The 11,995-nt window shown below is 36.0% G+C and carries 14 protein-coding genes; 10 read left to right on the forward strand and 4 right to left on the reverse strand.

From position 1 onward, the window contains the following. Window positions 1–135: 135 nt before the first annotated feature. The 3 genes from A194_RS0110100 to A194_RS0110110 all read left to right on the forward strand — a co-directional run bounded on the left by A194_RS0110100 (window position 136) and on the right by A194_RS0110110 (window position 2,707). On the forward strand, window positions 136–918 hold the full coding sequence (locus tag A194_RS0110100; RefSeq protein ID WP_017186730.1) for a M15 family metallopeptidase: 783 nt from the start codon (window positions 136–138) through the stop codon (window positions 916–918). Window positions 919–1,041: 123 nt separating this feature from the next. Beyond that, entirely contained in the window at window positions 1,042–2,433 is a 1,392-nt protein-coding gene (gene fumC / locus A194_RS0110105; RefSeq protein WP_017186731.1) for a class II fumarate hydratase, read from the forward strand. A 76-nt stretch (window positions 2,434–2,509) separates the two neighbouring features. After that, a complete protein-coding gene (locus A194_RS0110110) occupies window positions 2,510–2,707 on the forward strand; it encodes an alpha/beta-type small acid-soluble spore protein (protein WP_017186732.1) in 198 nt (65 codons plus the stop codon). A gap of 228 nt (window positions 2,708–2,935) precedes the next feature. Here A194_RS0110110 and A194_RS0110115 read toward each other — a convergent pair whose 3' ends face one another. Then, entirely contained in the window at window positions 2,936–3,127 is a 192-nt protein-coding gene (locus tag A194_RS0110115; RefSeq protein ID WP_017186733.1) for a hypothetical protein, read from the reverse strand. 175 nt (window positions 3,128–3,302) lie between these two features. Between A194_RS0110115 and A194_RS0110120 the strand changes: the two genes are divergently transcribed. Together A194_RS0110120 and A194_RS0110125 are read left to right on the forward strand one after the other, a co-directional pair. Then, window positions 3,303–4,439 carry a DUF445 domain-containing protein gene (locus tag A194_RS0110120; RefSeq protein ID WP_017186734.1) on the forward strand — a complete coding sequence of 379 codons (1,137 nt, stop codon included), beginning with the start codon at window positions 3,303–3,305 and terminating at the stop codon, window positions 4,437–4,439. Window positions 4,440–4,519: 80 nt separating this feature from the next. Beyond that, window positions 4,520–4,870: a YlbF/YmcA family competence regulator gene (locus tag A194_RS0110125; RefSeq protein WP_017186735.1), complete on the forward strand. Its 351-nt coding sequence runs from the start codon at window positions 4,520–4,522 to the stop codon at window positions 4,868–4,870. 45 nt (window positions 4,871–4,915) lie between these two features. On the opposite strand, the gene A194_RS0110130 is transcribed toward A194_RS0110125, so the two are convergent. Further along, window positions 4,916–5,101: a YhzD family protein gene (locus tag A194_RS0110130; protein ID WP_017186736.1), complete on the reverse strand. Its 186-nt coding sequence runs from the start codon at window positions 5,099–5,101 to the stop codon at window positions 4,916–4,918. A gap of 159 nt (window positions 5,102–5,260) precedes the next feature. On the opposite strand from A194_RS0110130, the gene A194_RS0110135 reads away from it, so the two are divergent. Genes A194_RS0110135 through yhaM form a run of 4 tightly spaced genes read left to right on the forward strand, consistent with a single transcriptional unit; the run spans window position 5,261 to window position 10,411 of the window. Then, on the forward strand, window positions 5,261–5,566 hold the full coding sequence (locus tag A194_RS0110135) for a metallophosphoesterase (RefSeq protein WP_029425160.1): 306 nt from the start codon (window positions 5,261–5,263) through the stop codon (window positions 5,564–5,566). 5 nt (window positions 5,567–5,571) lie between these two features. Continuing rightward, complete coding sequence (locus tag A194_RS0110140) at window positions 5,572–6,480, forward strand: metallophosphoesterase family protein (RefSeq protein WP_029425162.1); 909 nt, start codon at window positions 5,572–5,574, stop codon at window positions 6,478–6,480. Window position 6,481: 1 nt separating this feature from the next. Continuing rightward, complete coding sequence (locus tag A194_RS0110145) at window positions 6,482–9,442, forward strand: ATP-binding protein (protein ID WP_017186737.1); 2,961 nt, start codon at window positions 6,482–6,484, stop codon at window positions 9,440–9,442. A 30-nt stretch (window positions 9,443–9,472) separates the two neighbouring features. Further along, window positions 9,473–10,411, forward strand: coding sequence for a 3'-5' exoribonuclease YhaM (yhaM, locus tag A194_RS0110150; RefSeq protein ID WP_029425164.1), 939 nt, complete (start codon window positions 9,473–9,475; stop codon window positions 10,409–10,411). A gap of 61 nt (window positions 10,412–10,472) precedes the next feature. On the opposite strand, the gene A194_RS0110155 is transcribed toward yhaM, so the two are convergent. After that, on the reverse strand, window positions 10,473–10,760 hold the full coding sequence (locus tag A194_RS0110155) for a hypothetical protein (protein WP_017186739.1): 288 nt from the start codon (window positions 10,758–10,760) through the stop codon (window positions 10,473–10,475). A 72-nt stretch (window positions 10,761–10,832) separates the two neighbouring features. Then, on the reverse strand, window positions 10,833–11,693 hold the full coding sequence (locus tag A194_RS0110160; RefSeq protein ID WP_017186740.1) for a peptidylprolyl isomerase: 861 nt from the start codon (window positions 11,691–11,693) through the stop codon (window positions 10,833–10,835). A 147-nt stretch (window positions 11,694–11,840) separates the two neighbouring features. Between A194_RS0110160 and A194_RS18140 the strand changes: the two genes are divergently transcribed. Beyond that, entirely contained in the window at window positions 11,841–11,930 is a 90-nt protein-coding gene (locus A194_RS18140) for a YjcZ family sporulation protein (RefSeq protein ID WP_017186741.1), read from the forward strand. Window positions 11,931–11,995: the final 65 nt, after the last annotated feature.

An 11,995-nucleotide genomic window follows, 5' to 3' on the forward strand; every position in this document is an offset into this window, starting at 1 on the left:
TACGGAACCGTACGTACGGTGGTGTGAGAGGTCGGAGGTTAATCACCTCCTCCTACTCGATTTTTTTTTGTTATATTACAAACCGCCAAATTGTATTATAATGGGGACAAGAAAAATTTTAGAATGGGGAATTAGATGTCTTCAAGATTATTATACACCACGTTTATTGTATGCCTTTTATTATTGATTAGTGCATGTCAAAACAACGCAGTAGATTTAGATAACTTAATAGGCCAAGATTATAATTCGATTGAAGTAGGGCTTGAAAATAAAGAGAATATTAATGTTCTCGATACTTCTAGACATGAAGGGGAACCTACTGAAGATGGCGAAGCTGTTATCGTTCCGGACGAAAATGCAATCGATGTTATTGTAAATAAAGAACGCCGTTTACCTGAAGGTTATGAACCACCTGATTTAATGGTGCCTGATGTTGATTTTCACGTTGTAGCTGAAGAAAGAATGTATATGCGTGAAGAAGCTGCTCATGCTTTAGAGGAATTGTTTGAGGCGGCCAGTGCTGATGGTCATGATTTATATGCGATTTCTGGATACCGTTCTGAACAAACGCAAGAAGTTGTATTTGCATCTAGTGTTGAAAGAAATGGTCAAGAATATGCCGAACAATATTCGGCTCAACCTGGACATAGTGAACATCAAACAGGTTTAGCGATGGATGTTTCGGCCGAATCGATTAGCTTGCGACTAGGTGAAGGTTTTAGTGATACGCCTGAGGGTGAGTGGGTTGCGAATAACAGTCACCATTATGGATTCATCGTACGTTACCTTGAAGGAAAAAGTGATATTACCGGTTACAATTATGAACCGTGGCATTTAAGATATGTTGGTGAAGAATTAGCAACAAGTCTTTACGAATCTGGATTAACAATGGAAGAGTATTTTGGATTAGTTGAATAATTTTAAAGGGCCTATCATGTTTTAGGCCTTTTTTTAGTGGCTATTCGTTTAAATTCTTCAAATTTATTATTATAATAATAAGTGGTTTAAAAAGTTGTCTTTTTATATGGAGGAGGATTTTAAATGGATTATCGTATTGAACGAGATACGTTAGGTGAAATGAAAGTACCTGCAGACAAGTACTGGGGTGCCCAAACGCAACGAAGTGTTTTAAATTTCCCAATCGGTAACGAAACAATGCCGAAAGAGATTATTGAAGGGTTTGCAATCTTAAAGAAAAGTGCAGCACGTGCTAATGAATCTTTAGGTTTATTAGAAAGTGATAAAGCAGATGCAGTTGCTCATGCTGCTGATCGTGTATTAGCTGGAGAGCTATTTGATCACTTCCCACTTGTTGTTTGGCAAACAGGTAGTGGAACGCAGTCTAACATGAATATGAATGAAGTGTTAGCTTATGTTGGTAATGAGTGGCTAGAAGAGCAAGGCAAAGAAGTAAGACTACATCCAAATGATGACGTTAACATGTCACAAAGCTCCAATGACACTTACCCAACTGCATTACATATTGCAGCTGTTAAGAAGGTTGAAGACCATTTACTTCCTTCACTAAGTCAAATGAAAAACACATTAAAAGAAAAAGCAGATGCGTACTATGATCTAGTGAAAATTGGTCGTACACATTTACAAGATGCGACACCTATTACACTTGGACAAGAAATCAGCGGTTGGCACCGTATGCTTGTTAAAACGGAATCAATGATTGAAGATTCTTTGAAGTATGTCCGAGAAATTGCTTTAGGTGGTACAGCAGTTGGTACGGGTATTAACGCACACCCTGAGTTTGCCGAAGCAGTAGCACAGAAAATTAACGATGAAACGAATGGCCAATTTGTTTCAGCTGAAAATAAGTTTCACGCATTAACGAGTCATGACGAACTAGTACATGCTCATGGTGCTATTAAAGGATTAGCAGCTGATGTTATGAAGATTGCTAACGATGTTCGTTGGTTGGCTAGTGGTCCTCGATGTGGTATTGGTGAAATTACAATTCCAGCTAATGAGCCAGGAAGCTCAATTATGCCAGGAAAAGTTAACCCAACACAAAGTGAAGCGATAACAATGGTAGCAGCTCATGTTATGGGTAATGACGCTGCAATTGGCTTTGCTGCAAGCCAAGGCAATTTCGAATTAAATGTCTTTAAGCCGATGATTGCTTATAACTTCTTACAATCTTGTCAGTTACTTGGCGACAGTATGGTATCATTTGACGAACGTTGCTTAGTAGGCCTTGAGCCAGATGAGAAAGAGATTGAAAGGTATCTGAATGACTCACTAATGCTTGTAACAGCACTTAACCCACATATCGGTTACGAAAATGCTGCTAAAATTGCTAAGCATGCACATGAAAACAACCAAACATTACGCGAAGCAGCAGTAGATACTGGCATTCTATCTGGAGAAGACTTTGATCGTTTAGTGGTGCCGAAAGAAATGACAAAACCAAACGCTAAATAACATTATTTACCTAGAGAATTAGTTCATATTCTATTGCCTCCTGTTAACAATAATGATTACACAGGAGGTGAACAAAATGGCTCAAAACAACAATTCAAACCAATTAGTAGTTCCTGGTGTGGCACAAGCTTTAGACCAAATGAAGACTGAAATCGCACAAGAATTTGGTGTACAGCTTGGTCCTGATTCAACTTCACGCTCTAACGGTTCAGTTGGTGGTGAAATTACAAAGCGTTTAGTACAAATGGCAGAGCAACAGATGGGCGGTCAGTAAGCTGATCAGCTTATGAAACTCAAAATTAATCATTAAAGTCAAAAGAGGGCCTTAATTGAGGCCCTCTTTATTTAATTTATAGTAGTTTCTAATTAGGTTTGTTCTTTTGTCCGACAGTAAGCTGTGTTCGTCCGACACTTCCGACTACTTGTCCGACAGTAAGCCGTGTTCGTCTGGCAATAATAAAAACAGAGGTCCGGCTTATGCCAAACCTCCATTTTTTAGCGCTTATTTTGTTTCAGTTGTTTCTGCTTCTGCAAATGGTTCACCGTTTCTTCTTATTTCATGTGCCTCTTCAATTTGCACCTTGTCATATCTCGGTGATACATAACCACCTGCTAAACCTTCGTTCATCATACGATCGACGTCTAGATCGTATTCGCTTCTAACATCACCTTGATCTTTAGATGGTTTAGCCACTGCAGGAACCTCCTTTTGTAAGAAGCCTTCTTCAGGTTTCTCACATTTTTATTATTTGTTTTTACTTGATGAACATGTGTGGAAACTGTTGACTATAAGTAATAATTTGTCGATAATTTGAACAGAGTATGCTATTTTAGAACTGGTTAAATAAGTGGAAGAAGAGGTCGATGATATGAGTGTAGTGCTAATAATGTTAATGATGATTGCAATTGGTGCAATCATTGGTGGAATGACAAACTTTTTAGCAATAAAAATGTTATTTAAACCATACAAAGCTTTATACATAGGGAAATGGAAAGTTCCATTTACTCCAGGCTTAATTCCGAAACGACAAGAGGAGCTTGCTGAACAATTAGGTAAACTCGTAACTAATCACTTAGTAACGGCTGATGCAATTAGCGATAAGTTAAAAGAGAGCAGCCTTCAAGCTCAGACAACAACGATGATTCATGATCGTTTGAATGAATATTTAAAACATGACCAAAAAACAATTAGCTTGCTTCAACAATTTCATGAGGGTCTTTCAGTTGAATCAATTGAAAATACGGTTAAACAAAAAGTTCATGATGAATTAACGAATCTATATGATGAAAATCAGTCTCGGACATTAAATGATGTTTTACCTGATGACTTAAAAGATGCGATTGATCAGCAGCTGCCACTAGCTGCAAAGTACATTTTGCAACAAGTCGATGATTACATTAATAGCCGAGAAGGGCAAAATAAATTGTCTGAATCAGCCTCTTCTTTTCTCTCTACACAAGGGTTTTTAGGTAGTATGGTGTCGTCTTACTTAGGAGAAGAAGGTTTAGTTGAAAAAATCACACCAGCGATTAATCAGTTTATTCGTTCTCATGATACTGAAGAAACGGTTGAGACATTAATACGAGCTGAATGGTTGAAGTGGCAGCATACAGAACTTTCGGTTATAAGGGATCGTTTTTTTGACGACACTTTAGAAGAAAAGGTTTCCGACTACTTATTAAATCATTTGAATGTAGAGCAGTATTTAAATGAACCTATATCAACGTGGTATAATCAATTCGAGCATGGGATCACATCACGTGTGATCCCAAATGCTGTGGAAATGTTATTTGACCAATTAGCTGGTAAAGTTCCAGACATCATGGAAACATTTAATATTGCAGGAATGGTGCAGAAAGAAGTAAATCAGTTTGACGTTGCACGCTTAGAAAAAATGGTGTTAGAAATAACGAAGCGTGAATTTAATATGATCACTTATTTAGGTGCTGTTCTAGGTGGTACAATCGGATTTGTTCAAGGAATCATTGTCTTGTTTATTAGTTAAAAAAGATTATACTATACAGCTTGGGCATTCTCTGATACAGTAGTAGTCGAATATGTGTTAGTCAATTTAGGAGGTATATTGTGTCAAACTTATATGATTTAGCTTACGATTTAGAAAAAGGTCTTCGTGAAAGTGAAGAATTCCAAGGTTTAAAAAATGCTTACGAAAAGGTTATGAATGATCCTTCAACTAAGCAAATGTTCGATAACTTCCGTGACACTCAATTAAACCTACAGCAAAAGCAAATGCAAGGCGAGGAAATCTCTGAAGAAGAAGTGAATAAAGCGAAGCAAGTCGTTGAGCTTGTTCAACAAAACGAAGATATTTCAAAGCTAATGGAAGAAGAGCAACGTTTAAATACTGTAATTGGTGATATTAGTAAAATTATTACGAAACCACTTGAAGATTTATACGGTGAAGAACAACAGTAAATATAAAAAGGCTATCGAGCTAAAAAGTTCGATAGCCTTTATTTATTAGCGACGGAATAATACAAGACGTCCATCTGGTGATACACAACGGTGTGTCAGTTCTTGATAATCTTGCTCTTCTAATTTCTTTGTACCAACATCTTTAGCTTCCTGATCATCTTTAGCTTCAAAGGTTTCATCTAATAAGTTTTCACCTTTTTTGGAATATACCGTTAAGTAGTACGTCTTCATGTCAGTTCCTCCCTATGTATCTTCTTATCTTAACTATATGGATTTTGTTGACTTTTGTAAATAGTCTGACGTCATAATTTTTCATATGTACACCGAACGTGCATTCGTATTTAAAATTTGATAAAATAGTATCACAATATAACTATTGGAGGAACAATGATGCATCAATCTGTTCGATTTTTACATAGCGCCGATTTACACCTCGATAGTCCGTACAAGGGTATGCGACATTTACCAGGAAATATATTAACAGATGTTAAAGCAAGTACGTTTAAAGCTTTTAAACGACTCATTGACTTAGCGATCGAACAACAAGTTGATTTCGTCTTATTAGTCGGAGATTTGTTTGATCAAGACTCAGCGTCATTAAAGTCATTAGTCGCATTAAAAGATGGCTTAAAAAAATTAGAACAACATAACATAAAAGCTTTTATCAGTTTGGTAACCACGATTATCAAATGTTGAATAAGGTGGATTTAACCTTTCCGAGTAATACATATGTTTTTACACAACAAGCTGTCACGTCATTTCCATTTAAGAAGGATGGACAAGTATTAGCAGATATCCATGGATTTAGTTATGAAAGTAGAGCAGTTACTGAATCAAAAGTTCATGAGTATTCTCCAGTTAGTAAAGGCCGTTTTCAAATTGCAACATTACACGGTAGTTCAAAAACGAACAATGAGCATGATCAATATGCACCGTTTTTATTAGAACAGTTAAAGGCTACATCTTTTGATTATTGGGCGCTTGGACATATTCATAAACGTGAAATTTTATCTTATCAACCTTACATCGTATATCCTGGTAATATTCAAGGGCGACATATAAAGGAGACAGGTGAAAAAGGTTGTTATATCGTTGATTTAAGTCAAAATCAAACACAAATCCAGTTTCATCAATTACATGACATTTTGTTTGTTGAAGAAGAGTTAACTTATATGAATTGTCATGCCTTTGATGATTTAGTAGAACAGTTAAAAGCATACAAGGATCGCTTGCGTCATGAGTCAGGAAAAGTATGGCTTAGAATAGAAGTCTTCGTACAAGATCAGTTACGACAGTATGAGGAAGAGTTGCTCCATTTACTCAATGAGGGTGAAAATGAAGAAGAGGATTGGGTATGGATTCAATCATTGAAACTTGACCAAGTCGTGCAATACGATCGCAAACAATTAAAGCAATCGAACCAATTTGTTGGTGAAGTCATTAAAATGATTGATGATAAGGATGACAGTAAACAGTATTTAGATGATCTCCTAAATAATCGTCATTTCAAGCAACAAATTGGAACTTTAACGAAACACGATTTAGAACAAATTGAAGCAGAAGCAGAACAACTTATTATAGAAAAGCTATTGAAAGATGGAAGGGATTAATGTGTATTTAAAGCGATTAGAAATCGTCTCGTTTGGTAAGTGGAAAGATGAAGTGATTGAGCTAACTAATGGGTTTAATTACTTATATGGCCCAAATGAGTCTGGTAAATCATCGATCAGGATGTTCATAACGTATGTGCTATTCGGCTTAACCCCTGCAGAAAGAAAGCAGTACACGTCATTAATAGACGGTCAATTAGGTGGTCGGGTTATTGTTCATGATGAAGGGAACGATTATACAATTGAGCGGTTTGCCCACATTCATCGTGGTAAAAGAGTAGCCTATCATCTTGGTGAAAAGTTAGATGAAGAAAAGACAAACCGCCTATTAAAACAAGTGGATCAATATTTATTTGAATCAATTTTTTCTTTTAAAGACCGAGACTTACACGCCATTCGTCATAAACAAACTGAGGATATTGGGAAAGTTCTATTTAACTTAGGCTTAACGGGTTCTGATTACGTTGTAAAACTTGAACAAGATTTAACGAAAGACAGTGACAAACTGTTTAAGAAACAAGGAAGAAAACCACCTGTGAATGAAAAATTACTTCAATTAAAGTCACTTAATGAAGAAATCGAAAAAGTTCATGCCCGTGAGCAGCAGCACCAAACACTTTATCAAGAGGCAAAACAGTTAGAACAAGATATTGAAAACCTTAAAGGAGAAAAGAATCGTCTTGATACCCAAATTGGTGAAGCCCAAAAGTTATTACAAGCTAAATCATCTATTGAACAAGTGCAGAAGCTTGATCGTGAAATGGAGGAGCTATTAACTCATTCTAATTTAACTGAAGGTTTGATTGAGCGTTATGAACAAGTAAAAGCCAAAAGGCAAGAATACGATGAACGTGCTAAAGTTTTAATCAATAAATTAAGTAGTGTGAAAGATGAACGAAACCTATTAATGGAGCAAGCTAAACAGGAGCACTTTCCTTTTACTTTAGAGGAAGTTCAGCATTGGGCTGTCCAACTCGAACAAAAGCTTGAGCAAAAAGAAGACTTACAAACAAAAATCACTGAGCAACAATATAAATTAAACAATTATTTACAATCTGTAGGGATTAACTTAAGTGAAGAAGAGTTGAATTCTTTAGAATTAACGGACTACACAAAACAAACGTGGGCAAGGCTCGCACAAGACGTTTCTCTTAATGCCGAAAAGCTAAGTGACTTTGAAAGACGAAAACGTTTAAAGTTAAACGAATTAAAAGAATTAGAAGAGAAAAGGGCGAAAATAGACCGTCATGCGAAACCATCTGAAGAATTAGCATCACATCAGCAACAATTAGAACAATTAAAAGAAAAGAGAGCGTCTCAATATTACGAGCAGCGGTTGAAAAACCAAGAATTAAATCAAACGAAGGAACTGGAAAGATTTGGACAAATCGTAAATGTCTCTAAATGGAGTGTTGGGATAGTAACTGCTATGCTCATGACTTTATTATTAACAGATGTTTTGTTTCAACCGAGTTTATTGTGGACTTCTGTTATAGCGACCATCGGAATTCTTATCGTTGTTCTATTGCATCGACAAAGCCATAAGATTTCAACAAATGTTGATGAGCATCGAGAAGAATTAGACAATAGTGATGAAGAACATCTAAATCAACGTATTCAAAATCTGGAGCATGTGATTCAAGAACAGAGCGAATTACAAGATCAACTAAAAGAAGTTCAAATGAAGATTGATTATCTGAATGGGGAGCTTCGTGAAATTGAATCTGAACGTTTAAAAATCGAACAACAACTAGAAAAAGATGAAACAAAGCGTCTAAATGAAATTGAGGCACTACCGTTACTGGAATCATATGAATTAGAGCAATGGGAAGAAGTGTTTGAAGTACTAACGAAAGTTCAAAACTTAATCAGGCAACAAAGAGATATAAGAGGCGAAATAGATGAATTACAACAATCAATTGATCAACTAGATGACCAACTGAAACGTTTCTTATCATATTATTTAAACCATGCAGAACTAGATGGGCATTCATCAAATATAAAGCTAGTCCGTCATTACTTGAAGTATGAACAAGACTTGAACGAACAAATTAATTATCAACAAAATTGGGCAACGGAGCTGGAGAATCAACTTTCCGAGCTTAGAGATAGTTACCAACCTTACGAAAATGAAATGCGCCATATGTTAACGGAAACTAACTTTGAAAATGAAGAAACGTTAGGTCAGGCGGTTCAAGATTTTGAAACTTATCAATTGAAAGATGGACAAAAGCAAGAAGCAACCCAATCTGTTTACAATATATTTCAAGATGAAGCAGATTCCATTATAAAACAATCTTATAATTGGATTGAAATTGAAGAGCAGTTAAGTCAAGATAGACATAACAATGATGAAATTCAAAATAAGATCGAGAGTTTAAGGCAACAGTTGGCCGACTGTACAGCTAATATTCGTCAGTTAGAAGAGGATGGGAAGTTGTCTGATCTAATCCATGAAAAGTCGATGGTTGAAGGGGAAGTCATTGAGCTTGCTAAAAAGTGGGCTGTGTTCCAAACGGCTAAAGGATTATTGCAAGACACGAAAGCTCGTTATCAATATGAATATTTACCTAAAATATTAAACTTCACAACGAAAATATTTAATGAAGTGACACGAGCTACTTATATTGATGTTCGGTTCTCTCAAGATGAAACGTTAATCGTACAACATCAAAATGGAAAGTGGCTTGATGTGAAGCAATTATCAGATGGTACAGCAGACCAATTGTATATTGCACTGCGTTTAGCTTTAAATGAATCATTAAATGAAGCACAAGGATTTCCCTTTGTGTTAGACGATGCTTTCGTCCATTTTGACGAAGAGCGTAAAAAGCAGATGATGAACATTTTGCTAAATCAAAGTGAAAACCAGCAACTTATTTATTTTTCTTGTGAACCATACCAAATTAAAACTCATGTTAATGAAGTAGCACTGTTAGAAAGACAAGCTTCGAATTTATAATTTTAAACAAAAGGGGAGAGTTTAATGACGATGACACAAGGAATTGCTCATCGCCAAGTAGGGGAACAATTTGAAGGATTTTTACTTATTAAATCTGTAGATAAAGGTGTAACAAGTTCTGGTAAGCCATTTTTGACGATTATTTTCCGCGATCGTACTGGTGAAATTGAGGCAAAGCTATGGGATTCGACGAAAGAAGATGAAGAAACGTTTATGCCAGAAGCGATCGTTCAAGTGCACGGAGAAATTCGTCAGTTTCGTGGTAAAAACCAACTAAACATTAGACAAATTAGACTGTCTAATGAGATGGACGGTGTTCGTGTCGACGATTTTATTGAAAAAGCACCAGTCGAGTTAGAAGAAATGCAAGATTATTTAACGCAAATGATTTTTGCGTTAGAAAATCCGAATATCCAAAGAATTGTTAGAGCTATTTTGAAGAAGCACAATGACGACTTATTAACTTATCCTGCTGCGACGAAAAACCACCATGAATATGCGTCAGGGTTAATTCATCACATTGTAAGTATGTTAAAGATTGCACGACAAATGAAAGATCTTTATCCAGAAATTAATACAGACTTATTATACGCAGGTATTATTTTACACGATATTGGTAAAGTTAAAGAGCTTTCAAGTCCAGCATCTCCCACATATACATTAGAAGGTAAGATGTTAGGGCATATTTCGATGATGGTAGATGAAATTAAAGTGACTGCAGAAGAGTTAGGAATTGAAGGAGAAGAAGTGATGTTACTTCAACACCTTGTATTAAGTCACCACGGAAAAGGTGAATGGGGGAGTCCGAAAGCGCCAATCGTTCGGGAAGCCGAGTTGCTTCATTTAATTGATATGATAGATGCTAAAATGAATATGATGAATCGTGCTTTAGAGTCAGTTGAACCAGGTGAATTTACTGATCGTATTTTCCCACTAGAAAACCGTCAATTTTACAAGCCGACAATTTAAAAGAACCCCGAAGTTAGATTGATACTCTAACTTTCGGGGGATTGTTTATAACTTTGAGCCGCTAGAAAATATGATTACTTAGCATCCAACTTAAAAGAACGAGAACAATTAAAGATAATATAGTTTCAGAGAAGAGGCCCGATTTATTATCCTCTTTATATATTTGGTGAAATTTATATAAACTTTGAACAAGCATGATACCTATAAGTAAAATGTGACCGTAAATATTAGTAGAGTGTTGGTTATCACCTAAAAAAGAGATAGCAGTTAATAGAAGGATCGTAACGGTAATACCATAAACCCATTTGATCACTTCGCTTTGTTTTTCTGTTTTTTCTGTTTGTTCCATTAAAAACCACTAATACAAATATGTAAAAAATAGTACAACTCGGTATGACTGAGTTGTACTATTATATAGCTTTTATGATTCTTCAGAGCTGAATAAATGATTTAAATCTTCATCATGAATTGTTACATCAGCATCGTTAATGACTTGTTCAATAATAAGCTGTAGTTCACTAGGGTCCACTTGTGCCGTTAGTAAGTCTTGACGAATTTGGTCTTCCATTTCTTCAAGTGAATCTAATTCAACTTCAGCATCACGGGTGTTTTCAACTAGAATGACATGCCACCCGTATTGCGTTTCGACTGGTTCGCTAACTTCACCTTCATTAAGTGAAAATGCGACACGTTCAAATGGCATAACCATATCGCCACCAGTGAAATAGCCTAAATCGCCGCCTAATTGAGCGGTACCATCAGTGGAATGCTCTTCAGCTAATTCAGCGAAATCTTCACCACTTTCATATAGCTCAAGTATTTCTTGTGCTGTCTCTTCATCATCAACTAAAATATGGCGAGCTTGAACTTCTTTTTGCATATTTTCGTAACGTAATTCAACGTCTTCTTCTGTAACATCTAAATCTTCTGTTGCTGCTTCAAATTCTAAACGACTCATATATAGTGCTTCTCTAAATTCAGCTTCATTTTGAAATCCTTGTTGAGCTAAAAATTGTTCAAACTGTGGTCCGATTTCTTCCTTGAAATCTTCAATTTCTTGATCAAGCTCTTCTTCTGAAATATCATATTGTGACTCCAAGATCATGCGAGTAGTCATTTCACGTAACACAGCTTCCCCGTGTCGCTCTTTTAATTCTTCATAAAACTCATCTTTAGTAATATCACCAACTTCGGACTCCATGACTGTGTCATCGCTGTCTCCATTACATGCAGCTAAAACTAATAAAGATGTAGTCAGCAAGGCTAGTACAACTTTTTTCATCAATCTTCCCCCTAAAAGTATGTAATCGTACAATCATAAATATATCATAATTTTCTTTAAGTTACACCAATCAAATTGTTATGTGCCTAAACAAACGAGGAAACGAACACATAGTATATCGTAGTTAATGTTTAGGAGGTGAATCAGGTGAGTTACGGTAAAGGTTATTCAGGAGGTTTCTCTTTAATTGTAGTGCTGTTCATTTTGTTAATCATTGTTGGAGCATCTTGGTTCTAAGATTGATTTAGGACGTCACAAAAAAGGTTGATCCCCACTTGGAGGATCAACCTTTTTTGGCTCTA

This window comes from Alkalibacillus haloalkaliphilus C5, from assembly GCF_000269905.1.
In the GTDB taxonomy this organism is placed as follows: domain Bacteria; phylum Bacillota; class Bacilli; order Bacillales; family Alkalibacillaceae; genus Alkalibacillus; species Alkalibacillus haloalkaliphilus_A.

Coding starts and splice junctions, on each gene's coding strand:
- A194_RS0110100 (WP_017186730.1), top strand. CDS start 136: ATGTCTTCAAGATTATTATACACCACGTTTATTGTATGCCTTTTATTA.
- fumC (WP_017186731.1), top strand. CDS start 1,042: ATGGATTATCGTATTGAACGAGATACGTTAGGTGAAATGAAAGTACCT.
- A194_RS0110110 (WP_017186732.1), top strand. CDS start 2,510: ATGGCTCAAAACAACAATTCAAACCAATTAGTAGTTCCTGGTGTGGCA.
- A194_RS0110120 (WP_017186734.1), top strand. CDS start 3,303: ATGAGTGTAGTGCTAATAATGTTAATGATGATTGCAATTGGTGCAATC.
- A194_RS0110130 (WP_017186736.1), bottom strand. CDS start 5,101: ATGAAGACGTACTACTTAACGGTATATTCCAAAAAAGGTGAAAACTTA.
- A194_RS0110135 (WP_029425160.1), top strand. CDS start 5,261: ATGCATCAATCTGTTCGATTTTTACATAGCGCCGATTTACACCTCGAT.
- yhaM (WP_029425164.1), top strand. CDS start 9,473: ATGACACAAGGAATTGCTCATCGCCAAGTAGGGGAACAATTTGAAGGA.
- A194_RS0110155 (WP_017186739.1), bottom strand. CDS start 10,760: ATGGAACAAACAGAAAAAACAGAAAAACAAAGCGAAGTGATCAAATGG.
- A194_RS0110160 (WP_017186740.1), bottom strand. CDS start 11,693: ATGAAAAAAGTTGTACTAGCCTTGCTGACTACATCTTTATTAGTTTTA.